General features: G+C 36.5%; 25 protein-coding genes and 4 tRNA genes. 28 read left to right on the top strand and 1 reads right to left on the bottom strand.

The genetic code is table 11. From position 1 onward, the window contains the following. Positions 1 to 3 precede the first annotated feature (3 nt). From rsmG to MKZ18_RS20900, 4 genes are all read left to right on the top strand, one after another. Complete coding sequence (gene rsmG / locus MKZ18_RS20915; RefSeq protein ID WP_225002261.1) at positions 4 to 720, top strand: 16S rRNA (guanine(527)-N(7))-methyltransferase RsmG; 717 nt, start codon at positions 4 to 6, stop codon at positions 718 to 720. A 143-nt stretch (positions 721 to 863) separates the two neighbouring features. Beyond that, positions 864 to 1,739 (top strand): nucleoid occlusion protein, encoded by an 876-nt coding sequence (noc, locus tag MKZ18_RS20910; RefSeq protein ID WP_025907877.1) that lies wholly within the window; start codon positions 864 to 866, stop codon positions 1,737 to 1,739. Positions 1,740 to 1,848: 109 nt separating this feature from the next. Next, positions 1,849 to 2,622 carry a ParA family protein gene (locus MKZ18_RS20905; RefSeq protein ID WP_061785897.1) on the top strand — a complete coding sequence of 258 codons (774 nt, stop codon included), beginning with the start codon at positions 1,849 to 1,851 and terminating at the stop codon, positions 2,620 to 2,622. Further along, the gene (locus MKZ18_RS20900) at positions 2,603 to 3,469 is read left to right on the top strand and encodes a ParB/RepB/Spo0J family partition protein (protein WP_076513575.1); all 867 of its coding nucleotides are present in this window, start codon (positions 2,603 to 2,605) and stop codon (positions 3,467 to 3,469) included. The genes MKZ18_RS20905 and MKZ18_RS20900 overlap by 20 nt, the downstream gene beginning before the upstream one ends. A gap of 31 nt (positions 3,470 to 3,500) precedes the next feature. On the opposite strand, the gene yyaC is transcribed toward MKZ18_RS20900, so the two are convergent. After that, a complete protein-coding gene (gene yyaC, locus MKZ18_RS20895; RefSeq protein WP_025907880.1) occupies positions 3,501 to 4,121 on the bottom strand; it encodes a spore protease YyaC in 621 nt (206 codons plus the stop codon). An 84-nt stretch (positions 4,122 to 4,205) separates the two neighbouring features. Between yyaC and MKZ18_RS20890 the strand changes: the two genes are divergently transcribed. The 24 genes from MKZ18_RS20890 (at position 4,206) to rlmH (ending at position 23,779) form a co-directional block, all read left to right on the top strand. Next, positions 4,206 to 5,222, top strand: coding sequence for a YkvI family membrane protein (locus MKZ18_RS20890; RefSeq protein WP_061785678.1), 1,017 nt, complete (start codon positions 4,206 to 4,208; stop codon positions 5,220 to 5,222). Between the two features lie 60 nt (positions 5,223 to 5,282). Next, entirely contained in the window at positions 5,283 to 6,194 is a 912-nt protein-coding gene (locus tag MKZ18_RS20885; protein WP_025907882.1) for a mechanosensitive ion channel family protein, read from the top strand. Further along, positions 6,191 to 6,388 (top strand): DUF951 domain-containing protein, encoded by a 198-nt coding sequence (locus tag MKZ18_RS20880; protein WP_025907883.1) that lies wholly within the window; start codon positions 6,191 to 6,193, stop codon positions 6,386 to 6,388. Before MKZ18_RS20885 ends, MKZ18_RS20880 begins: the two co-directional genes overlap by 4 nt. A 138-nt stretch (positions 6,389 to 6,526) precedes the next feature. Continuing rightward, a complete protein-coding gene (gene ychF, locus MKZ18_RS20875; protein ID WP_025907884.1) occupies positions 6,527 to 7,627 on the top strand; it encodes a redox-regulated ATPase YchF in 1,101 nt (366 codons plus the stop codon). A gap of 157 nt (positions 7,628 to 7,784) precedes the next feature. Further along, positions 7,785 to 8,072 carry a 30S ribosomal protein S6 gene (rpsF, locus tag MKZ18_RS20870; protein ID WP_025907885.1) on the top strand — a complete coding sequence of 96 codons (288 nt, stop codon included), beginning with the start codon at positions 7,785 to 7,787 and terminating at the stop codon, positions 8,070 to 8,072. A 44-nt stretch (positions 8,073 to 8,116) separates the two neighbouring features. Continuing rightward, positions 8,117 to 8,617, top strand: a complete 501-nt coding sequence (ssb, locus tag MKZ18_RS20865) for a single-stranded DNA-binding protein (RefSeq protein ID WP_025907886.1) — start codon at positions 8,117 to 8,119, stop codon at positions 8,615 to 8,617. 61 nt (positions 8,618 to 8,678) lie between these two features. Continuing rightward, a complete protein-coding gene (gene rpsR / locus MKZ18_RS20860) occupies positions 8,679 to 8,918 on the top strand; it encodes a 30S ribosomal protein S18 (RefSeq protein WP_013059913.1) in 240 nt (79 codons plus the stop codon). 135 nt (positions 8,919 to 9,053) lie between these two features. Then, complete coding sequence (locus MKZ18_RS20855) at positions 9,054 to 10,001, top strand: YybS family protein (RefSeq protein WP_076513578.1); 948 nt, start codon at positions 9,054 to 9,056, stop codon at positions 9,999 to 10,001. Positions 10,002 to 10,039: 38 nt separating this feature from the next. After that, the gene (locus MKZ18_RS20850; protein ID WP_061785681.1) at positions 10,040 to 12,013 is read left to right on the top strand and encodes a DHH family phosphoesterase; all 1,974 of its coding nucleotides are present in this window, start codon (positions 10,040 to 10,042) and stop codon (positions 12,011 to 12,013) included. Next, the gene (gene rplI, locus MKZ18_RS20845; protein WP_025907889.1) at positions 12,010 to 12,459 is read left to right on the top strand and encodes a 50S ribosomal protein L9; all 450 of its coding nucleotides are present in this window, start codon (positions 12,010 to 12,012) and stop codon (positions 12,457 to 12,459) included. The genes MKZ18_RS20850 and rplI overlap by 4 nt, the downstream gene beginning before the upstream one ends. Positions 12,460 to 12,580: 121 nt before the next feature. Beyond that, positions 12,581 to 13,945, top strand: coding sequence for a replicative DNA helicase (dnaB, locus tag MKZ18_RS20840; RefSeq protein ID WP_025907890.1), 1,365 nt, complete (start codon positions 12,581 to 12,583; stop codon positions 13,943 to 13,945). A 186-nt stretch (positions 13,946 to 14,131) separates the two neighbouring features. Continuing rightward, the gene (locus tag MKZ18_RS20835) at positions 14,132 to 15,418 is read left to right on the top strand and encodes an adenylosuccinate synthase (RefSeq protein WP_025907891.1); all 1,287 of its coding nucleotides are present in this window, start codon (positions 14,132 to 14,134) and stop codon (positions 15,416 to 15,418) included. A 145-nt stretch (positions 15,419 to 15,563) separates the two neighbouring features. Continuing rightward, positions 15,564 to 15,636, top strand: a tRNA-Lys gene (locus MKZ18_RS20830). Between the two features lie 17 nt (positions 15,637 to 15,653). Beyond that, positions 15,654 to 15,725 (top strand) — tRNA-Glu (locus MKZ18_RS20825). 25 nt (positions 15,726 to 15,750) lie between these two features. After that, positions 15,751 to 15,826 (top strand) — tRNA-Asp (locus MKZ18_RS20820). 9 nt (positions 15,827 to 15,835) lie between these two features. Continuing rightward, positions 15,836 to 15,908: transfer RNA gene (locus MKZ18_RS20815), tRNA-Phe, on the top strand. A 193-nt stretch (positions 15,909 to 16,101) separates the two neighbouring features. Continuing rightward, the gene (gene yycF, locus MKZ18_RS20810; protein ID WP_076513581.1) at positions 16,102 to 16,809 is read left to right on the top strand and encodes a response regulator YycF; all 708 of its coding nucleotides are present in this window, start codon (positions 16,102 to 16,104) and stop codon (positions 16,807 to 16,809) included. A 9-nt stretch (positions 16,810 to 16,818) separates the two neighbouring features. Beyond that, the gene (gene walK / locus MKZ18_RS20805; RefSeq protein WP_340841797.1) at positions 16,819 to 18,714 is read left to right on the top strand and encodes a cell wall metabolism sensor histidine kinase WalK; all 1,896 of its coding nucleotides are present in this window, start codon (positions 16,819 to 16,821) and stop codon (positions 18,712 to 18,714) included. Further along, positions 18,705 to 20,069 carry a YycH family regulatory protein gene (locus MKZ18_RS20800; RefSeq protein ID WP_340841799.1) on the top strand — a complete coding sequence of 455 codons (1,365 nt, stop codon included), beginning with the start codon at positions 18,705 to 18,707 and terminating at the stop codon, positions 20,067 to 20,069. The genes walK and MKZ18_RS20800 overlap by 10 nt, the downstream gene beginning before the upstream one ends. Then, positions 20,056 to 20,835, top strand: a complete 780-nt coding sequence (locus MKZ18_RS20795; RefSeq protein ID WP_025907895.1) for a two-component system regulatory protein YycI — start codon at positions 20,056 to 20,058, stop codon at positions 20,833 to 20,835. The genes MKZ18_RS20800 and MKZ18_RS20795 overlap by 14 nt, the downstream gene beginning before the upstream one ends. Positions 20,836 to 20,853: 18 nt before the next feature. Further along, on the top strand, positions 20,854 to 21,648 hold the full coding sequence (locus MKZ18_RS20790; protein WP_061785686.1) for an MBL fold metallo-hydrolase: 795 nt from the start codon (positions 20,854 to 20,856) through the stop codon (positions 21,646 to 21,648). A 127-nt stretch (positions 21,649 to 21,775) separates the two neighbouring features. Then, positions 21,776 to 22,990 (top strand): S1C family serine protease, encoded by a 1,215-nt coding sequence (locus MKZ18_RS20785; RefSeq protein WP_061785687.1) that lies wholly within the window; start codon positions 21,776 to 21,778, stop codon positions 22,988 to 22,990. A 77-nt stretch (positions 22,991 to 23,067) separates the two neighbouring features. Then, positions 23,068 to 23,226: a CxxH/CxxC protein gene (locus MKZ18_RS20780; protein ID WP_064484031.1), complete on the top strand. Its 159-nt coding sequence runs from the start codon at positions 23,068 to 23,070 to the stop codon at positions 23,224 to 23,226. A 73-nt stretch (positions 23,227 to 23,299) separates the two neighbouring features. After that, positions 23,300 to 23,779 (top strand): 23S rRNA (pseudouridine(1915)-N(3))-methyltransferase RlmH, encoded by a 480-nt coding sequence (gene rlmH, locus MKZ18_RS20775; RefSeq protein WP_025907898.1) that lies wholly within the window; start codon positions 23,300 to 23,302, stop codon positions 23,777 to 23,779. Positions 23,780 to 23,806 lie beyond the last annotated feature (27 nt).

The raw sequence follows: 23,806 nt of genomic DNA, 5'->3' as shown, positions 1-23,806 counted from the left end.
GCGATGAATATTTCACAGTTTCAACAGTTGCTAGAGGAGAAAGGAATTGCTCTTTCTTCCTCTCAGCTGGATCAATTTGAACGTTACTATAAAATTCTCGTTGAGTGGAATGAAAAAATGAACTTAACAGCTATTACAGAACATGGTGAAGTGTATGAAAAGCATTTCTATGATTCTGTATCAGCAGCTTTCTTTCAAGATTTTCATTCTATTGAGAGTGTTTGTGATGTAGGAGCGGGTGCTGGTTTTCCAAGTATTCCATTAAAAATCTGCTTCCCTCATCTTCACGTTACAATTGTGGACTCGTTAAAAAAACGAATTACATTTTTAACACATTTAACGGAAGAGCTAGGTCTTGAAAATGTGTCACTTTATCATGATCGAGCAGAGGAGTTTGGAAAAAAAGCAGGAATTCGTGAATCTTTTGACTTAGTAACAGCTAGAGCTGTAGCGCGTATTTCAGTTTTAAATGAATTCTGCCTACCTCTTGTAAAGGAAAACGGTCGATTTATTGCAATGAAGGGATCTTCTGCACCCGATGAATTAAAAAATGGTGAAAAATCTTTTAAAGTGTTAGGTGGAAAAGTGCAAAAAATTGAACATTTCCAGTTGCCATTTGAACAAAGTGAGCGTTATATTGTTTTAGTAGACAAAGTAACAAAAACGCCAAAGAAATATCCAAGAAAACCAGGAATGCCTATTAAATCACCACTCGAATAAGTGGGATAAAAGGCACTCTAATGTAAAGAATGTTTCTTAAGAAACATTCTTTACATTAACATTTTCCTAGAGCAAAGAAGGATATTAACGACAAATATCGAATTAGTTTTTAGGCGGGATTTTCCTGAAGGTGGTGTAGGATTATGAAATCTGCTTTTTCACGTTTTTTTAATTTAAAAGAAAAAGATGAAGCTATCTCGGTAGCCTCAGAAAAACCTCAAATTGAAAATGTCGAAAAAGTTTTAAAAGATGAAGTAAAGCAAATTTTGGTTTCAAGTATTACTCCCAATCGCTATCAGCCACGTACGGTTTTTAATCAATCTAAAATAGAAGAGCTGGCACTTACTATTCATACACATGGTATTATACAACCAATTGTTGTTCGACCAGTCGGTGATAATGAGTATGAGTTAATTGCTGGTGAGCGTCGCTGGCGAGCAGTTCAGTCACTTGGTTGGGAAAGAGTTCCTGCTATTATAAAAGATTTTAATGATACTGAGACAGCGTCAGTAGCATTAATTGAAAATTTACAAAGAGAAGAGTTAACGGCGATTGAAGAGGCATTAGCCTATGCGAAATTATTAGAGTTACATAATCTTACGCAAGAAGCGCTTGCTCAGCGACTAGGCAAAGGCCAATCAACGATTGCGAATAAACTTCGATTATTAAAACTTCCTTCTCTTGTACAAGACGCTATTAAACAAAAACTAATTACAGAAAGACATGCACGAGCACTTATTCCTCTTAAAAATGAAGAAAAGCAACTTCAGCTTTTGAATGACATTATAGAGGGTAAGCTTAATGTTAAACAAACGGAAGAACGTGTAGCTAAATTATTGGAAACACAGGTGAAAAAGCCACGGGCAAAACGAAAAGCATTTAGTAAAGATACTCGTATTGCTATGAACACAATTCGTCAGTCTTTAACAATGGTTAATGATAGTGGAATTAAGTTGAATACAGAAGAAGAGGAATTTGAGGAGTACTATCAGTTTACGATTAAAATTCCAAAGAAATAAAGATTAAAATAATCCTCATCCGTTTACGATGAGGCTTTTTTATAATTAGTCTAAGCATTAAATGAAAGTAAGAACAATAATTGGATAGGAAATGAAAGCAGGTGACAACTTGGGGAAAATAGTGGCGGTTGCTAATCAAAAAGGTGGAGTTGGAAAAACGACTACTGCTGTCAATCTAGGTGCATGTTTAGCGCAGCATGGTCAAAAAGTACTGTTAGTAGATGGTGATCCGCAAGGAAACGCAACAAGCGGTGTAGGAATTGAAAAAGCAGATGTAGATGCTTGTGTCTATAATGTTGTTGTAGAAGATATGGATACAAAGCAGGTCATTTGTCCAACAGCTGTTGAAAACTTATCAATTATCCCTGCAACAATTCAATTAGCAGGTGCAGAAATTGAGCTTGTTTCAACTATTTCCAGGGAAGTACGCTTAAAAAGGGCATTAGAAACAGTGAAAGATCAATATGATTATATTATTATTGATTGCCCTCCTTCTTTAGGTTTATTGACATTAAACGCCTTAACAGCAGCAGACTCAGTATTGATTCCTGTTCAGTGTGAATATTATGCGTTAGAAGGTCTAAGTCAGCTACTCAACACAGTAAGATTAGTACAAAAACATTTAAATCATCACCTTCGAATTGAAGGTGTCCTATTAACAATGTTAGATGCACGCACAAATTTAGGACTCCAAGTTACTGCTGAGGTAAAAAAGTATTTCCAAGAACGTGTTTACCAAACGATTATTCCAAGAAATGTTCGTCTTAGTGAAGCACCTAGCCATGGTGCACCAGTTATTTTATATGATGCAAAGTCTAGAGGGGCTGCGGTATACATGGAACTTGCGAAGGAAGTGATATATAATGGCGAAAGGATTAGGTAAAGGGATTAATGCCTTATTTTCAGGGTTAGATACACAAGCTACTGATTCGATTCAGGATATCGATATCAACGAACTAAGGCCAAACCCTTATCAACCGCGTAAAACGTTCCAGCAAGAAGCAATCGAGGAGTTAAAGCAGTCCATTTTACACCATGGCATTCTACAACCGATTGTTGCTAGAAGAAGTATTAAAGGATATGAGATTCTAGCTGGAGAACGTAGATTTAGAGCAGCAAAAGAAGCGAATTTAACAACCGTTCCTGTTATTGTAAAAGATTTTTCGGAAAAGCAAATGATGGAGTTAGCACTGCTTGAGAATCTACAGCGTGAGGATTTAACTCCAATTGAAGAAGCAATGGCCTATCACCTTCTTATTGAAAAACTTGATATGACACAAGAGCAATTAGCAGCTCGTTTAGGAAAAAGTCGACCGCATATTGCGAATTATTTACGCTTGTTACAGCTTCCAGAAGAAGTACAAATGCTTATTTCAAGTAACGAAATTTCAATGGGACACGGCCGTACATTAGCCGGATTAAAAAACAAATCATTACTTCCAAAAGTAATTGAAAAAATAAAAAAAGAGCATTTAAATGTTCGACAATTAGAAGTTTATGTATCACAGCTCAACCAATCTGTTTCACGTGAAACAGATAAAGAAAAAGCTAAAAAAACAAAAGATATTTTTATTAAAGAAAATGAAACAAAGTTGAGAGAAAAGCTAGGTACTCCCGTAAATATTACGAGAAACAAAAAAAAGGGAAAGATTGAAATTGAATTCTTTACTCAAGATGATTTAAATCGTCTATTAGAGTTATTAGAACATATTTCAATTGATCAAAAATAAAAAGGTTGTCCTAATTATTAGGACAACCTTTTTATTTTTCATATTCTAATCGATAGCTATGAGATGACAAGGAGACAGATGGTCCTCTACTGGTTTGGTAAGCATATTGAATACTAGTAGCAATTAATTCCGCAATGCTCATTACTAAATAAAGCCTTGTATTTTGTAGTACAAAAAACTCCATAAAACCGCTAACATTTACAATCCCAGTCATATGAATATCACCTACAGGAGGTAACTCTTTATTGACGCCTGCCCCAGGCTTTACCGGCCCTATTCCTAATGAAACAGATCCTACGCTCTTCATCCTTCCTAAACAAGCATCAATGCCTATAATAAAAGGATTATCAAATTCTTTCTGAATGATTTTTAAAGTATCTTTTAAATTTATAGCATGAATGGGGTCTTTTAATGTGCCGTATATATGAAAATGAGAAAGGCTTTTTTCTTTTAATTTCGTACCTACTAATGGTCCTAATGAATCTCCAGTTGAGCGGTCTGTTCCGATACAAACAATCACGACCGGTCTAGCAGGATCAGTTGGAAGTAACAGTCCTAGCTGTTTGCTTAATTGTTGAGCAGCAAATTCTTCATCATGGAAAATGCGAATTGAACGTGATGTTTTCTCAAAGAAGGAGGATTTTAGATTCATAGGTTCCACTCCTTATACATAATAGTAACAGTATACGAAGATTCTTAACATTCTATACATACATTTCGCTTAAAGGAGGAATTTATGTTGAAGCAGGGCTTTAAATGGATGTTTCTTATTTTAGGTACAATTATTGGAGCGGGCTATGCATCTGGAAGAGAACTTTGGCAATTTTTTGGCGAAGAAAGTGGACTGGCTCTGCTTTTGTTTACTGTTATCTTCATTATTTGCTGCAACGTGATTATGAGTATTAGTTTTCAATTGAAAACTAATCAATTTTATCCATTACTTATTGAAGTGTTTGGAAAAAGGTGGGCGTTTCTTTATGATAGCTTAATCATTTTTTACTTATTTTCAACAACAGTTATTATGATTGCAGGTGGAGGTGCTACGTTAGAAACATTTCAGCTTCCTTATTGGTTGGGAATTATGACCTTTAGCTTGTTAATTATTCTTGTGTTTATTAAAGGTATTCAAGGAATGCTTTCGATTAATTCTTACATTATGCCTGTACTCGTTATCGGTTTAATTAGCGTCCTTCTGTTCTTTATTTTAAAAAGTCAGCATGTTTTGGACATTGACTGGCATCATCAGCACAATTGGTCTTCAGGATTTACTTTTACGGCTTTAAATATCCTCCCTCTCGTTGCAGTTCTCACAACCATTGGAAATGAGATTAAAACAAAAGTAGAGATTCATATCGCTTCCATTGGAAGTGGTTTGTTAATTGGTGGTTTATCCTTTGTTTATAATGAATCACTTTTACAGGTTTCAGATTTGTTACCAGATTACGAAATTCCGTTATTTGCTATAATGAAAAGTTTCCCGTTTTTTATGCTAATCATTATGAGTGTATTATTATTAGTTGCTATCTATACAACAGCGGTATCGGGGATACTAGGTTTAACAACTAGGTTTCGTAGGAGTGAAAATACTGCGTTATGGAAAATGGCAATTATATTTGTCATCATTATGATTCCATTTACAAAGCTAGGTTTTTCTAAGTTAATTGCTGTTCTATATCCATTATATGGTATGGTTAATCTATTCTTATTAGCGGCTTTACTAATTTATCCGATACGAAATATCTACAAAAATTAAATAAAACTTGCTAAAATAAACTAAAATATTATGACAATCATGAGAATGGGAGCTTGCAACATGGAATCAATTCAAGCTTTTTTTAAAACAGCTTTTCAAACGTTCTTTAAAGAAGAAACGTGGGCTAACATAGGTATAGGTTTTATTAAAGTAGTACTCATTATTATTGTTTCAATGCTGTTAATTCGATTTGGGAAAATGTTTTTAAACAAAATGATAGAGGTTCGGACAAAGAGCCCACTGCGTATTTCAGAACGAAGAGAAGCAACGCTAGTACGTTTAATTCAAAATGTATTTACGTATGCGGTGTACTTTATTGCGCTTGTCATGATTTTAGAAACGATGACAATCGAGGTAAAAGGACTATTAGCAGGAGCTGGAATCGTTGGTTTAGCAGTAGGATTTGGTGCTCAAAATCTAGTAAAGGATGTTATTACAGGCTTCTTTATTATATTTGAAGATCAGTTCTCTGTAGGAGATTATGTACGAATCGGTACATTTGAAGGCACCGTCGAAGAAATTGGTTTGCGGACAACTAAAATTAAAAGTTGGACAGGAGAAATTAATATCTTGCCTAATGGAAGTATTATAGAAGTGACAAACTTTTCGCTGCATAATAGTATCGCATTTGTGGATGTTAGTATCTCATATGAGGAAGATATTCAAAAAGCAGAAAAAATTATTCTGGAGTTATTAGAAGAATTACCTGGGAAATATGAAGATATGGTAAAAACACCAGAATTACTAGGAGTTCAAACAATGCAAGCAAATGAAGTTGTTATGCGTATTACAAGTGAAGTGAAGCCGATGAGACATTTTCACATTTCACGTATGATTCGTAAAGAAGTAAGAATGAGATTAAACGAATATGGTATTGAAGTTCCTTTTGCGAAGATGATTATGTATAATCGTGGTGAAGATCAAAAAAGTGTATTAAATCATCGAGAAAATCAAGGAGGTCACAGTAATTGAATCAAAAAGAATTTGGTTTAAATGACATTGTAGAAATGAAAAAGCCCCACCCTTGTGGAGAAAATAGATGGAAAATAATTCGAATGGGAATGGATGTTCGAATTAAATGCGAAGGTTGTGGTCATAGTGTCATGATTCCTCGTAAGGATTTTGCTCGAAAAATGAAAAAGATTTTAGTAAAGCATGAAGAATAACTGAAAAAGTAGTTCATATAAATGAAGGATTAGGACACGCTTTTCCAGTCAATAAAGCTTGTGTTTTCAAATGTGAATTACTATAATTGTGAAAGGTTAACTGGTTTTCGGTTATATAAAAGAGGAGTGAATAATCATATGGCTTTAACAGCTGGAATTGTTGGTCTTCCGAACGTTGGAAAATCAACTTTATTTAATGCAATTACACAAGCGGGAGCAGAATCTGCTAACTACCCTTTCTGTACAATTGATCCGAACGTTGGGATTGTAGAAGTTCCTGACGAGCGTTTAGATAAACTTACTGAGCTTGTAAAACCTAAAAAGACAGTTCCAACAGCATTTGAATTTACAGATATTGCTGGAATTGTAAAAGGTGCGAGTAAAGGCGAAGGATTAGGAAATAAATTTTTATCTCACATTCGTGAAGTAGATGCGATTTGTCACGTAGTACGTTGTTTTGAAGACGAGAATATTACTCACGTTTCAGGGAAAGTAGATCCTATTTCAGATATTGAGACAATTAATTTAGAGTTAATTCTAGCTGATTTAGAAACGGTGGACAAGCGAATTGGTCGCGTTCAAAAGATGGCAAAGCAAAAAGATAAAGAAGCGATGTATGAGTATGAAATCTTAGAAAAGTTAAAAGAAGCTTTTGAAGCTGGACAACCTGCTCGCTCTGTTTCATTTACTGATGAGCAATTAAAGCTTGCTAAGCAGCTACACCTTTTAACAATTAAACCAATTCTGTATGTAGCGAACGTATCAGAAGATGAGGTAGCGGATGCATCATCAAATCAATATGTAGCGAAAGTACGTGAATACGCGAAAGAAGAAGGCGCAGAAGTAATTGTAGTTTGTGCTCGTATTGAATCTGAAATTGTTGAGCTTGAAGGTGAAGAAAAGGAAATGTTCCTTGAAGAGCTTGGAATTGAGCAATCAGGTTTAGACCAATTAATTCGTGCCACTTATGATTTATTAGGCCTTGCAACATACTTCACAGCTGGTGAGCAAGAAGTACGCGCATGGACATTCAAAACAGGCATGAAGGCACCTGAATGTGCTGGTATCATTCATACAGACTTTGAGCGTGGGTTCATCCGTGCTGAAACGGTATCTTATGAAGATTTACTAGCAGCTGGAACAATGGGAGCTGCACGTGAAGCGGGAAAAGTTCGTCTTGAAGGAAAAGAATACATCGTTAAAGATGGCGATGTTATGCACTTTAGATTTAACGTATAAAAAAGTACGGCTCTAGGCCGTGCTTTTTTCTTTTGAATGAAACTCTTTTAATATCATTGCGTTTCGAAAGTTCACATGATATAATTTTAAATTGTGAGTAATATAATTATTGCTCCTTGCCCGTTTAGGGCCGTTAGACCAAAAGGAGGTGACAGTGATGAGAAAGTATGAAGTAATGTACATCATCCGTCCAAACATTGATGACGAAGCAAAAAAAGCATTAGTTGAACGCTTTAACGGTGTTTTAACTGACAATGGTGCAGAAGTTGCAAACGTTAAAGAATGGGGTAAACGTCGTTTAGCTTATGAAATCAACGATTTCCGCGATGGTTACTACATGATTCTTGACGTGGCAGCGACTTCAGAAGCAGTTTCTGAGTTTGATCGTCTTGCTAAGATCAACGAAGACATTATCCGTCATATCGTTGTTAAACAAGAAGCTTAATTTTTCGTTTAAATAAATAGTTTTTTCCTTAAGGAGTGGTTCTGATGATGAATCGCGTAATTCTCGTAGGACGCTTGACGAAAGATCCTGAATTACGTTATACCCCCAATGGAGCTGCAGTTGCAACATTCACGCTAGCAGTAAACCGCGCATTTACAAATCAACAGGGTGAACGTGAGGCGGACTTTATTAACTGTGTCGTATGGCGTCGTCCTGCTGAAAATGTAGCAAACTTTTTGAAAAAAGGTAGTTTAGCTGGTGTTGATGGACGTTTGCAATCTCGTAGTTATGAAGGACAAGACGGTCGTCGAGTTTATGTAACAGAGGTTGTGGCAGAAAGTGTGCAATTCTTAGAACCAAAAAGTGGTGGCGGGGATATGCAACGCAATAACTTTGCTAACACTGGTGGATCTGGACAAGGCTCTCCATTTGGAGATAATCAGAACCGTAACTCAGGTAATCAAGGTTATACTCGCGTTGATAATGATCCATTTGCAAATAATGGTGAAACAATCGACATCTCTGATGATGACTTACCATTCTAAAAAGTGATAAGTGCGAAGTATACAATCGGATAGAGTTTAAAAGGGAAGGAGGCGTATTTCAATGGCAGGTGGACGTAAAGGTGGACGTAACAGACGTCGTAAAGTTTGTTTCTTCACAGCAAACGGCATCACTCACATCGACTACAAAGATGTAGATATGCTTAAAAAATTCGTTTCAGAGCGTGGTAAAATTTTACCTCGTCGTGTAACTGGAACAAGCGCTAAGTACCAACGTAAATTAACGATCGCTATCAAACGCGCTCGTCAAATGGCATTATTACCATATGTTTCAGGTGAATAATGAATATAAAAAGAGACAGTGAGGACTTCCTTGCTGTCTCTTTTTACATCTAAATAGATAAACTGGTGAAATAGTTGCTTCTCTTGTATTGAATCGATACAATAAGTAATAGTTTATACAATACGAGGTGAAGTTGTGAAAGGGATTCGTTATATTACCGAAGGAGCAGCACTTTTAGCCCTTTTTGTAGCTCTGTTGCTGTTTCTCCTATACATACCGGTTATTGGTGGGTTTTTAACTCTTGCTCTTGCTGTACCGTTTATTGTTTATACAGTTAGACATGGTGTAAAAAGATCTATTCTGTTTTTTGTTGTATCTTTATTGTTAACATTATTATTTGGGACAGTTGTAACATTACCAGCAACAATGGTTTTTGGTATAAGCGGTATTGTAATTGGCTACTTGTATCAACAGAAAAAAGCGCGATACAGCGTGTTGTTAGGTGGAACCATTGCTTTTAGCCTTGCATTTTTGCTAATGTTTGTGCTATCAAGTTTGCTTATGAATGTTAACTTAATTAGTGAAATGAACAATGCGTTGAATCAGTCAATTGATCAAAGCGTTGATATGATGAAAAGTTTAGGACAAACCGTTACAGATGAACAGGTTCAACAGTTGGAACAAACCATTACAACTTTTAAATATTTACTTCCGCTGTTTATTGTCATGTTGGGGGTTGTTTGTGCCTTCTTTTCTCAGTTAATCGCTGCATCTGTATTAAAGCGTTTGAAGCATGATATTGAATCATTTCCACCATTTCGTGAACTGCAATTACCTAAAAGTGTAATTTGGTACTACTTAATTGTATTAATTTTATCATTTCCTTCATTTAATTTTGAAGAGGGATCATTTATGTTTATCGCCATCTTAAATTTAGCGATGGCCTTGCAAATGTTAGTCATGTTACAAGGATTTTCTTTTATCTTTTACTTTTCATATCAAAAAGGTTATTCGAAAGCAATTCCAGTGGTTGTAACAATTTTGGCATTTATTCTGCCGATTCTCCTTCAATTTGTACGTATCTTAGGTATAATTGATTTAGGATTTAATTTACGCAAGCGTATCGGGAATGTCGATAAATAAAAGTTAATGTGGAACTTAAAGATTAGGAGCTGAAACAGATGCCTGTCTTTACAAAGAAAAATATCATTCGTTATCCATTTTATTTACTGTACAGTATTGCTCTTATTTTAGTAGGAGTAGTGACATATCATAACTGGATGATTGGGGTAGGGGGATTTGTTCTTTTACTTATCACCTTGCTGCTATTTATTAAAATGGAGCGAATGTTAGTAGACGAGCTTGAAAAATATATCTCAATGATTTCTCACCGAGTAAAAAAGGTGGGAGAAGAGGCATTGATGGAGATGCCTATTGGGATTATGTTGTTTAATGATGAATATCAAATTCAATGGACTAACCCTTTCTTAGCTTCTTGTTTCGGTGAGGATTCATTAGTAGGACGTTCTTTATATGATGTAGCCGAAAGTGTTGTTCCGTTAATTAAACAAGAAGTTGAGACAGAAGTAGTCACTTTGCATGAAAGAAAATTTAAAGTAATTATCAAAAGAGAAGAACGTCTACTTTACTTTTTCGATGTTACAGAGCAGATTGAAATCGAAAAATTGTATGCTGATGAGAGAACCAGCATTGGTATTATTTTCTTAGATAACTATGATGAGCTTACACAAGGAATGGATGACCAAGTGAAAAGTAACTTGAATAGCCAAGTTACTTCTCTGCTTAATCATTGGGCTCAAGAATATGGTATCTTTATCAAGCGTACATCTTCTGAGAAGTTTATTGCAATCATGAATGAGCAAACGTTACTTCATCTTGAACGCAGTAAGTTTTCAATTTTAGATCAAGTGCGTGAAGAAACATCCAAACATAATATACCGCTTACACTAAGCGTGGGAATCGGCACCGGAACCTCTCCATTACCTGAATTAGGTGCATTAGCCCAATCCAGCCTTGATTTAGCATTAGGACGTGGTGGGGATCAGGTAGCGATTAAGCAACCAAATGGTAAAGTTAAGTTTTATGGTGGTAAAACAAATCCAATGGAAAAGCGTACGAGAGTACGTGCACGCGTCATTTCTCATGCCTTAAAAGAGCTTATCACGGAAAGTGGTCAGGTTATTATTATGGGTCATAAATATCCAGATATGGATGCGATAGGCGCTGCGATTGGTATTTTAAAAGTAGCACAAGTAAATCAAAAAGATGGATTTATCGTTTTAGATCCTCAACATATTGACACTGGTGTAAAGAGGCTTCTAGAAGAGATTAAGAAAAATCCGGATCTTTGGGAACGATTCATTACCCCTGATGAGGCGCTTAATCTGGTGAGTGACGATACGCTACTTGTCGTCGTCGATACTCATAAGCCTTCGCTTGTAATTGAAGAACGATTATTAAATCGGGTTGAAAACGTTGTTGTCATTGATCACCACAGACGAGGTGAGGACTTTATTGAAGATCCCTTACTCGTATATATGGAACCATATGCTTCCTCTACTGCAGAGCTAGTGACAGAGCTGTTAGAATATCAGCCTAAGCGTTTTAAAATCGATATGCTAGAAGCAACTGCTTTATTGGCAGGGATTATTGTAGATACGAAAAGTTTTACGCTTAGAACCGGTTCTCGAACGTTTGATGCTGCGTCCTTTTTAAGGTCTCAAGGGGCTGACACAGTCCTTGTTCAAAAATTCCTTAAAGAAGACATTAATCAATATGTGCAAAGAGCTCGTTTTATCGAGCATGCGGAAATTTATAAAGCAGGGATTGCTATCTCAAGAGCAGATGAAGCTGAAACATATGATCAAGTGTTGATTGCACAAGCTGCTGATACGTTATTATCGATTAGCGGAGTTGTCGCTTCATTTGTTATTTCAAAAAGAAGAGATCAGCTTGTTGGAATCAGTGCTCGCTCGCTAGGTGATATCAACGTTCAGGTAATTATGGAAAGCTTGCAAGGCGGCGGTCATTTAACGAATGCAGCTACTCAGTTACAAAACATGACGTTAGATCAAGCAGAAGAGCTACTAAAACAAGCAATTGATGAATACTTGGATGGAGGGAAAAAATCATGAAAGTAATTTTCTTAAAAGATGTAAAAGGAAAAGGTAAAAAAGGAGAGGTTAAAAACGTAGCCGATGGTTATGCACATAACTTCTTATTGAAAAATGGATATGCTGTTGAAGCAACAGGTGGTAATGTAAAAGTATTAGATGCTCAAAAGAAAAAAGAGCAAAAAGAAGCTGCTCAAGAGCTAGAAAATTGTAAAGAGCTAAAGAACACGCTCGAATCTTTGACAGTAGAATTAAAAGCTAAATCAGGTGAAGGCGGCCGTTTATTTGGTTCTATTACAAGCAAGCAAATTGCAGAAGAGCTAAAGAAAAAGCATAATATCAAAATTGATAAGCGTAAAATTGAGCTAGACGATGCAATTCGTGCGCTTGGCTATACAAATGTACCTGTGAAATTACACCCAGAAGTAACGGCTACAGTTAAAGTTCATGTAACAGAACAAAACTAATGGTAAGCGAGATTAGTCTATAAATAGTAGGGTTAAAATAAGAATAAATCAAACGTTGGCGCGAAGAATTTCGCGCCAACATTTGCGATAATCGAAAAAACGATAGAGGGGCATAGAAACTATGAATGATCTTTTTGCTGATCGTCTACCGCCTCAAAATATCGAAGCTGAGCAGGCGGTATTAGGGGCAATTTTCCTAGAGCCATCTTCTTTAACATTAGCGTCTGAATTATTAATTCCAGAAGACTTTTATCGAGCAGCTCACCAAAAGATTTTTACGTGTATGCTAAAACTTTCAGATCAAGGTGAACCAGTTGACTTAGTTACGGTTACATCAGATTTAGCAAATCAAAAAATCTTAGAAGAAATAGGCGGAGTGGCGTATCTAAGTGATTTAGCTAATTCCGTACCAACAGCTGCTAATATTGAATATTATGCGAAAATTGTAGAGGAAAAATCTATTCTTCGCAGGCTTATTCGAACGGCTACTGATATTGCTTCAGAAGGTTATGCGAGAGAAGATGAAGTCGAAGTCTTATTAAATGAAGCGGAAAAAAATATTTTAGAAGTAGCACAGCGTAAAAATACGGGCGTGTTTCAAAATATTAAAGATGTTTTGGTGCAAACTTATGACAACATCGAAGTTCTTCACAATCGTAAAGGTGATATTACAGGCATTCCAACAGGATTTACGGATTTAGATCATATGACTGCTGGATTCCAGCGAAATGACCTAATTATTGTTGCTGCACGTCCATCAGTAGGTAAAACAGCGTTTGCATTGAATATCGCACAAAACGTAGCAACCAAGACAGATGAAAATGTAGCGATTTTCAGTTTGGAGATGGGAGCGGAGCAGCTTGTCATGAGGATGCTTTGTGCTGAAGGTAATATTGATGCACAAAGGCTAAGAACAGGATCCTTAACATCAGAGGATTGGGGAAAGCTAACCATGGCGATGGGTTCTTTATCTAATGCTGGTATTTATATAGATGATACGCCAGGTGTACGCGTAGGAGAAATCCGTTCAAAATGTAGACGTCTGAAGCAAGAAGGCGGTCTAGGAATGATTTTAATTGATTATCTACAGTTAATTCAAGGGAACGGTCGAAGCGGCGAGAATCGTCAACAAGAAGTATCAGAGATCTCTCGCTCGTTAAAAGCATTAGCACGTGAACTTCAGGTTCCTGTTATTGCATTATCTCAGCTTTCCCGTGGGGTTGAGCAACGTCAAGATAAAAGGCCAATGATGTCCGATATTCGTGAATCAGGGAGTATCGAACAAGATGCCGATATTGTAGCCTTTTTATATCGTGAAGACTACTATGAGAAAGATACTGAAAATCAGAACATCATTGAAATCATTATTGCTAAGCAGCGTAACGGTCCAGTTGGAACGGTTCAGTTAGCTTTTGTGAAGGAATATAATAAGTTCGTAAACTTAGAAAGACGCTTTGATGATTCGGGTGTACCACCAGGTGCATAAACCTCTCAATCCGAGAGGTTTTTTTGTTTATATTAGTATATGTTCGGTAAAAAGCAGTATATTATCTTTGATTTAGATTAAATAGTTCGGATTTACATTGACTTTACTATAATAAATTGATACACTTATTTACGGTTAAATTATGTCGTAGTAGGCTGTTGCTTACTAAGCGGAGGTGCTTAAGATATGTCTTCAGTTGTTGTAGTAGGAACACAATGGGGAGATGAAGGAAAAGGGAAGATTACAGACTTCCTATCAGAAAATGCAGAAGTAATTGCACGTTACCAAGGTGGAAACAATGCTGGTCATACGATTAAGTTTAATGGTGAAACGTACAAATTACATTTAATTCCTTCAGGGATTTTTTACGATGATAAAATTTGTGTAATTGGAAATGGTATGGTTGTAGATCCAAAAGCACTTGTTCAAGAATTAAAATATTTACACGATCGTAATGTAACAACAGATAACTTACGTATTAGTAACCGTGCGCATGTTATTTTACCTTACCACTTAAAATTAGATGAGGTAGAAGAAGAGCGTAAAGGCGATAATAAAATTGGAACAACAAAAAAAGGAATTGGTCCAGCATATATGGATAAAGCTGCACGTGTAGGTATCCGTATTGCAGATTTATTAGACCGTGAAGTGTTTGAAGCAAAATTAACACAAAACTTAGCTGAAAAAAATCGTCTTCTTGAAAGAATGTATGAAGTAGAAGGCTTTAAATTAGAAGATATCTTAGATGAATACTACGAATATGGTCAGCAGATAGCAAAATATGTTGTTGATACATCCGTTGTATTAAATGATGCTCTAGACGAAGGTCGTCGCGTATTATTTGAAGGTGCACAAGGTGTTATGTTAGATATCGATCAAGGAACATATCCGTTTGTAACATCTTCTAACCCTGTTGCTGGTGGTGTAACAATCGGTTCAGGTGTAGGGCCTTCAAAAATCAAGCACGTAGTAGGTGTTTCAAAAGCATACACAACTCGTGTTGGTGACGGTCCATTCCCAACAGAACTAACAAACGAAATTGGTGATCAAATTCGTGAAGTAGGTCGTGAATACGGAACAACAACGGGTCGTCCACGTCGCGTTGGTTGGTTTGACAGCGTAGTTGTTCGTCACGCACGTCGCGTAAGTGGTATTACAGATTTATCATTAAACTCAATCGATGTTTTAACAGGAATTGAAAAATTGAAAATCTGTGTAGCATATCGCTATGAAGGTAAAATTGTTGAGGAATTCCCAGCTAGCTTAAACGTTTTAGCTAAATGTGAACCTGTTTATGAAGAGCTTCCAGGTTGGACGGAAGATATTACAGGTGTGAAATCTTTAGATGAATTACCTGAGAACGCACGTCATTACTTAGAGCGTGTTTCACAATTAACTGGTATTCCATTATCTATTTTCTCAGTGGGACCAGATCGCAAACAAACAAACGTATTACGCGGAGTTTATAGCTAATACTTTTAAAAAAACCAACGTTTAGTTTTTTAAACGTTGGTTTTTTATATTGAATTCATTTTTTAAAAATATTCTTCTGAAAAAACTATTGCATTCAGTGTTTAAATCATGTTATTATAGTACATGTCGCTGATATTCATAGTATGAGCCATTAGCTCAGTTGGTAGAGCATCTGACTTTTAATCAGAGGGTCGAAGGTTCGAGTCCTTCATGGCTCACTTTTGTTACTTACTATGGCCCGTTGGTCAAGCGGTTAAGACACCGCCCTTTCACGGCGGTAACACGGGTTCGAATCCCGTACGGGTCATTTTTATTACATATTATAAGCTGAGGGTCCCGTGGTGTAGCGGTTAACATGCCTGCCTGTCACGCAGGAGATCGCGGGTTCGATTCCCGTCGGGACCGCCATTTGATAATGGCTCGGTAGCTCAGTTGGTAGAGCAAAGGACTGAAAATCCTTGTGTCGGCGGTTCGATTCCGTCCCGAGCCATAAAAAGCATGACTTTTAAAAGTCATGCTTTTTTTGTTTGTATATGGTTGAAAATTAATGAGGTTATTGTATAGTAGAGGATGAATTTGTGACGATTACTATGTTATGAAGTATAATACAATTAGTGTATTCAAACATTATGAATACTTACTTTCCTATTTTTGTTCGAAATGATAAAAGGAGAACGATGATCATGGATAAACGTATTTTAGTAGTAGATGACGAAAAACCAATTGCAGATATTTTGAAATTTAATCTGCAAAAAGAAGGTTACGAAGTATTTTGTGCTTATGATGGTGTAGAAGCACTTGAAAAAGTTGAAGAAGTACAACCAGAAATGATTCTGTTAGATATTATGCTGCCACAAAAGGACGGCATGGAAGTCTGTCGAGAAGTTCGAAAAAAGTATGATATGCCAATTATTATGCTGACAGCTAAAGACTCTGAAATCGATAAAGTGCTTGGTCTTGAGTTAGGTGCAGATGATTATGTAACAAAGCCTTTCAGTACGAGAGAGCTATTGGCGCGAGTAAAAGCGAATTTAAGAAGACATCAACAAATTTCAAATAATGTTGAAGAAGAAGAGAGTAATGAGATAACAATCGGTGCACTTGTCATTCATCCAGATGCTTATATTGTTTCAAAGCGTGGAGAAACAATTGAATTAACACATCGTGAGTTTGAATTGCTGCATTACTTGGCGAAACATATTGGACAAGTCATGACGCGGGAGCATTTGTTACAGACAGTATGGGGATATGACTACTTTGGTGATGTTCGAACAGTTGACGTTACGGTTCGAAGATTGCGTGAGAAAATTGAAGATAACCCAAGCCATCCAATGTGGATTGTAACAAGACGTGGGGTAGGTTATTATTTGCGTAGTCCAGAACAGGAGTAACGCTATATTATGAAGAAAGTCCGTTTTTTTCAGTCCATTCATTTGAAGTTTGTGCTAATTTATGTATTGCTTATTTTAATTGCAATGCAAATTATTGGTGTCTACTTTGTACGTCAGTTAGAAAAAGAACTTGTTAATAACTTTACAAACTCATTAACGGAACGTGTAGGTCTACTTGCTTATAATATTGAACAAGAGCTAGAAAAAACACGTAATGATACTTCCCCTACGTTAGAAGAAGATTTAGAAGTAGTATTGAGAGATTTTGCTTCTATGCAGGGAATTTCCTCTAAAGACATATTAGAGGTACGCGTTATCGATCCGAATCGACGTATTATAGGGACATCAAACCCAAACCCTGAACAAATAGTAGGGAAAAAAATAAATGACTTAGCCGTTACGAATGCCCTTTTAGCAGGAACATCTTCTAATAAAGTATATCGTAAAAGCGGTGACAGAATTAGAGTATTGACGGTTCCTATTCGTCTGCAGGATGATGTGGGAGGAAATGCTTCTACAAATCCAAATAATCGAGAAAGCTTACAGTCAGAACAAGAGATACTAGGTGCTGTTTATTTAATTGCGACGATGGAACCAGTCTATGAGCAAATGAGGAAAATTAATAGTATCTTTGCTTCTGGTACGGTTATATCGTTAGTTATTACTGCCCTTTTAGGTGTTTTTCTGGCTCAGACGATTACGCGACCAATGTCTGAAATGCGTAAGCAGGCACTAGAAATGGCTAAAGGAAACTTTTCAAGAAAAGCAAAGGTCTATGGTTATGACGAGATAGGGCAACTTGCTTTAACGTTTAACAATTTGACAAGAAAGCTTCAAGAGGCACAAGCTACTACTGAAGGAGAGCGACGTAAGCTCAGCTCCGTACTTGCTCATATGACAGATGGCGTTATTGCTACTGACCGAAAAGGTAGAGTAATCTTAATTAATGACCCAGCTGCGTCAATGTTAAACGTTTCACGTGAAACAGTATTGTCAGAGCCAATTGTGACGCTTTTAGGTTTAGATGAAACACATACATTCGAAAGCCTATTGGCTAATCAAGATTCACTTATTCTTGATTTTAGTACGAAAACAGAGCCGTTTATTTTACGAGCAACTGTTTCAGCTATTCAAAAGGAAACGGGTTTTATCAACGGAATCATTATCGTCTTGCACGACATTACAGAGCAGGAGAAAATTGATCAGGATCGCCGAGAGTTTGTAGCAAACGTCTCTCATGAGCTTAGAACACCATTGACAACAATGCGAAGCTATTTGGACGCTTTAGCAGAAGGCGCATGGGAGGATAAAGAGATAGCACCAAGTTTTTTACATGTTACCCAAACAGAAACAGAGCGTATGATTCGATTAGTCAATGACTTGTTACAACTATCTAAGTTAGATAGCGAAGACTATCGCTTTAGTCGAGACCCGGTTAACTTTGTAAAGTTTTATCATTACATCATTGATCGCTTTGAAATGACTATTGAACAAGGAATTACGTTTGTTAGAGAGCTTCCAGATGAAGCCATCTATGTAGCAGTTGATCAAGATAAAATTACACAAGTATTAGACAATATTATTTCAAATGCAATTAAGTATTCACCAGAAGGTGGAACAATTACATTTTCTATTGAACAACACACGCATGAAATTGTGGTAAGTATTAAAGACCAAGGTATGGGAATACCAAAATCAAATCTGTCCAAAATCTTTGAACGCTTTTATCGTGTGGATAAAGCAAGAACTCGCAAACTAGGAGGGACAGGTTTAGGTTTGGCTATTGCAAAAGAAATTATTGAAGCTCACGATGGTCGAATATGGGCAGAAAGTAAAGAAGGGGTTGGGACATCTATTTACTTCACACTTCCAATTGAAAGTGAGAATGATGAAGAATGGGAATGAGATATGAAAATATAAAAACCGTTGTGCTAGTTATTTTGGTGGTTTTAAGCTTATTCCTCACTTGGAATTTATGGTCCTATCAATCCCCTTCTGATTTAAATACTGAAACCCAAAACCTTCAAGAAGCTGAGGTAGGTGGAAAGAGTGAACTAGAGGATTATATACGTCCTACAAAGGTACTCTATCACCAAAGTGGTAGTCACTATTTATCACATGAAGAAAAGCGAATAGACTCATGGTTACAAGAAATGAGAACGTGGAAATTAGGGGATATTACAGACGTTTCGAGTGCTATTGAGCCTAGTGGCTTTTTAAATTATGTCCATGATAATAACTCTGTGGAAATTGTATATCCAGACCTAATACCAGTTGAAACCTTTCAGCAAATGTTTAGCTTTACGACGGATAAATTGCCAAGGGTAGATTTTGATCGTGTAGTCATAAAGATAAAAAAGACCCCTAATTTATCTGTAAATATGTATTTGGTGAACTATAGCCAACAAAAAGTGTATGCGGTGAAAATTAGTAATGTAGTCAAGAACGATGTGCAGAAATTAGCGGATGCAGGAACATCAGCAGAGCGTTGTCTGGTTTATAAAAAGAATGAGAATCGCTATATCTTCATACCAGCTCAGACTTCTCACATGCATAAACTGTATGCATATGAAGCACCTTTAGATATTCGTAAGTTTCAAAATGCGCTGTTTACAAATCCAAGTTATGCTCGTACAGAAAGCTTAGCATATAGAGAATTATATACAGAAGGAACCAAAGTTATTAATGTAAATACCAGGACAAACGTCATGGAGTATGTAAACTTGGTGAATTCGAATACGGAATCAAATGATGACGCAAATTTATTAAATCGTAGCTTTAGCTTTGTTAATGATCATGCCGGATGGACAGAGCCAGATTACCGTTTTGATAGTTGGAATCGTGTAACAAAAGAGATTACATACCGGTATTATCATGATAATCACCCTGTATACAGCAATCAGGGCATGACAGAAATCTATCAAAGATGGGGCAATGCTGAGGTCTTAAATTATCGTCGACCTTTGTATCGATTTGTTCAAGTATCCTTACCTGAAATGAAAGTACAGTTACAGTCTCCTCAAGAAGTAGTTGAAATGATTGAGAAGCATCAGGATTTTGATCCTTCTCTGTTAAATGATATATCAATTGGATATCAGCTTGAGGAAGGTATTGGGGATAATCAGCAGCAAGATACGGATAAAACAGAGTATGATTCAAACTCGGTTACATTGGTTCCTTCTTGGTTTTACTACTATAATAATAAGTGGTACCGAGTTACGTTACCTGATGAAGGAGGCGTAAACGGTGGATTGGAATAAAACGAAATCGATTTTTATCGTAACGTTTCTGGTTTTAGATCTGTTTTTAATTTATCAATTCATGAAAAAGCATGATCAAGACCAGTATTCGTTATTTGTTGAATCAAGCATTGAAGATCAATTAGCAGCAGAAGGAATAACGTATACGGAGCTACCTAAGAGTGAAAAAAAAGCATCTTCATTAAATGCAAACAGTAAAAGGTTTAGTGAGAATGACTTGAAGAAGCTTAAAAAACAAAAAGCAAAATTAATTGATGAAAAAACAATTGAAAGTACGTTAGATAAACCAATCCCTGTTCCAGCAAAGAATAAAACATCAAAGTTAAATCAGTTCTTACAAGACTATGTTCTTTCCGGAAATGCATATACGCTGTGGAAAATTAACGAAGATAAAAATACGATTACATTTTACCAACAGTATAAAAATAAAGTTATTTATGATAACGAAAATGGCATTGTCATTGCTCATTTGAATGATAAGAATGAAATTACTTCTTACGAGCAGACGTTTATGGAAAATATCGAGCCTTTAGATGATGAACAAGAGGTTCTTGCCCCAATTAAAGTCCTTGAAAATCTGTATTTGAAAGAAGAATTAACCGAAAAAAGCACGGTAACAAAAGTAGAGTTAGGTTATTATACCTTCGATTTACCTCTGCCAAGCTCCCAGGTTCTTGCGCCTACTTGGCACGTTGTCGTAGATGAAGATGTTGACTATTTTGTAAATGCTTTTGAAGGACAAATCATCCAAAAAAGCTTGAAATAGTATATTGGAGTGAGAAAAATGAGTTTGCATTTTAGCGTGCTAGCTAGCGGTAGTACTGGAAATGCGATTTTTGTAAGTGATGGAGACCAATCGCTATTAGTCGATGCAGGCTTAAGTGGTAAGAAAATGGAGTCACTTTTTCAAGAAATCGATCGAGATATTCACAACTTATCAGGAATATTGGTAACCCATGAACATAGTGATCATATTAAAGGGTTAGGCGTACTAGCTCGTAAATATAAATTGCCTATCTATGCAAATGCAAAAACATGGAGAGCTATGGATGGGTTAATTGGACAAGTATCAACTGACCAACAGTTTCATTTTGAAATTGGTGAAAATAAAACATTTGGAAGTATCGATGTTGAATCGTTTGGTGTATCTCATGATGCTGCTGAGCCAATGTTTTATGTTTTTCATCAAGGAGATAAAAAACTTACGTTAATTACGGATACAGGCTATGTCAGTGATCGCATGAAGGGCATTATTAAAAATAGTCAGGCTTTTGTTTTTGAAAGCAATCATGATGTTGAGATGCTTCGTATGGGAAGGTATCCTTGGAGCGTTAAGCGTCGTATTTTAAGTGATGTAGGACATGTTTCAAATGAGGATGCAGCATTGGCAATGGCGGACGTTATTGGTGATCAAACAGAGAGAATTTATCTAGCTCATTTAAGTCTAGATAACAATATGAAAGAAATTGCGCGAATGTCTGTTTCACAAGTTTTAGCTGAAAAAGATATTGATGTGAAAGAACAGATAAAACTTTATGATACAGACCCTAATAGACCAACATCGATTGTTTATGTATAGTCTACATAAACAAAACAAAAAATAACTTCATTTAGATGGTTAGAAAGAAGCAGAAGTGTCTAAAAAAGTAATAGTTCATCTGTTTTGGTACTTATAATCATAATAAATGAAAAGGTCGGTGATGTATATGGAACATTATGATGAGAATCGGGAACCATCTCCTTCACGTCAAAAGCCAAGAAGACGTGGGGGCTGGTTTCTGTCGTCATTAATAGGAGCAATTATTGGAGGAATAGTGGTTGTCACTGCACTTCCATTTTTATCGAATTTAAATTTACTTCCAAACCCTCCAGCAGAAGAAAATCAAGGCTCTATTCAAAATGGTGAAGATATCGTTCAAAAGACGGTTTCTGTCGATGTAAACACAGATATTACGAAAGCTGTTAATCAAGTTAATGAAGCAGTTGTTGGAGTGGTAAATATCCAGCAAGGAGAAAGCTTTTGGAACGAAAGCGGGCAAGACGCTGGCACCGGTTCTGGTGTCATCTATAAAAAGCAGGGAAATAAAGCCTTTATCATTACCAATCATCATGTAATTCAAGGTGCTCAGCAAATTGAAGTCAGCTTATATGACGGTTCTAGAGTACCCGCGCGCGCACTAGGAAGCGATGAGTTAATGGATTTGGCTGTTATTGAAATTGATGCTGAACATGTAACAAAGATCGCCAGCTATGGGGATTCAGATAAGCTGAAAGTCGGAGAGCCCGTTATTGCTATTGGGAATCCTCTTGGACTACAGTTCTCTGGTTCTGTAACACAAGGGGTTGTCTCAGGTGTAAACCGTGTCATTCCACAGGACCTAAATAATGATGGAAGTCCGGATTGGCAAGCAGAAGTTATTCAAACAGATGCAGCAATTAACCCTGGAAATAGCGGTGGTGCCTTGATTAATATTGACGGCAGGCTGATTGGAATTAACTCGATGAAGATTGCTCAGCAGGAAGTTGAAGGGATTGGTTTGGCCATTCCAATCAATATGGCAAGACCTGTTGTGGATGATTTAGAAAATTATGGAGAAGTAAGAAGACCTTATTTAGGTGTTGGAACATTATCATTAAGTGAAATATCGGGCTACCACCTAAAAGAAACGTTAAAGCTCCCAAAAGATGTTGTGAATGGTGTGGCCGTATTAAATGTTGCCGCTGGCTCACCAGCTGATAAAGCAGGCTTAAAAGAATATGACGTTATCGTCGCTTTGGATGGAGAAGATATTAAAGACTTAGTAGGGTTACGTAAGCACTTATATATTGACAAAGAAATAGGTGACAGCATGGAAGTGACTTTTTACAGGCAAGGTAAAAAGCAAACAGTAACGGTTAAGCTATCACGAGAGTCATTATAAACAAAAAAGTTATCCACAGAGGAACTTTCTCTGTGGTCTTTTTACTGATACTTATAAAAAAGAAAGGAGATTGCAATTTGAAAATTTATTGTTGCTTAGAGCATACAGAATTAGCGTTAGATGTAGCCGTAGATGAGATTGAGTTAGCACCGGTTTTTAAAGAAATTGATGAAAATGAACGCAACCATACATGTGAATACTGCGAAAACCTAGCGTTATACACAGTGGAAAACTAAAAAAACACAGATTGTGTATATATCTTGTGGATATGTGGATAAAATCTGTGGATAATTTACAAGGGAGATTATTTTGAATATTTCAATTGTATCAATCGGAAAATTAAAAGAGAAATACTTAAAGCAAGGTATTGATGAATACTTAAAACGATTAGCTCCGTATGCCAAAATTGAGATTATTGAACTTTCGGACGAAAAAGCACCTGAAAACTTAAGTGATTCGGAAATGGTTCAGGTGAAGCAAAAAGAGGGAGAGCGGATATTAAGTAAGATTGGTCAAGATGTACACGTTATTGCTTTAGCCATTAATGGTAAGCAGCGCTCATCTGAAGAGCTTGCAAAAGATTTAGACTCACTTGCTACATACGGAAAAAGCAAGGTAGCCTTTGTTATCGGAGGATCACTTGGACTCAGCGATGAAGTGATGAAAAGAGCAAACGCTACGCTCTCTTTTTCAAAGATGACGTTTCCGCATCAGCTTATGCGTTTGGTGTTAGTTGAACAGATTTACCGTGCGTTTCGGATTAATCGTGGTGAACCGTATCATAAATAGTGGTAAAACAAAGGGTGGAATTGGTAA

It is taken from the genome of Priestia sp. FSL W8-0001 (assembly GCF_038050335.1).
Lineage (GTDB): Bacteria > Bacillota > Bacilli > Bacillales > Bacillaceae_H > Priestia > Priestia flexa.
This window is presented reverse-complemented; position numbering and strand designations above follow the sequence as displayed.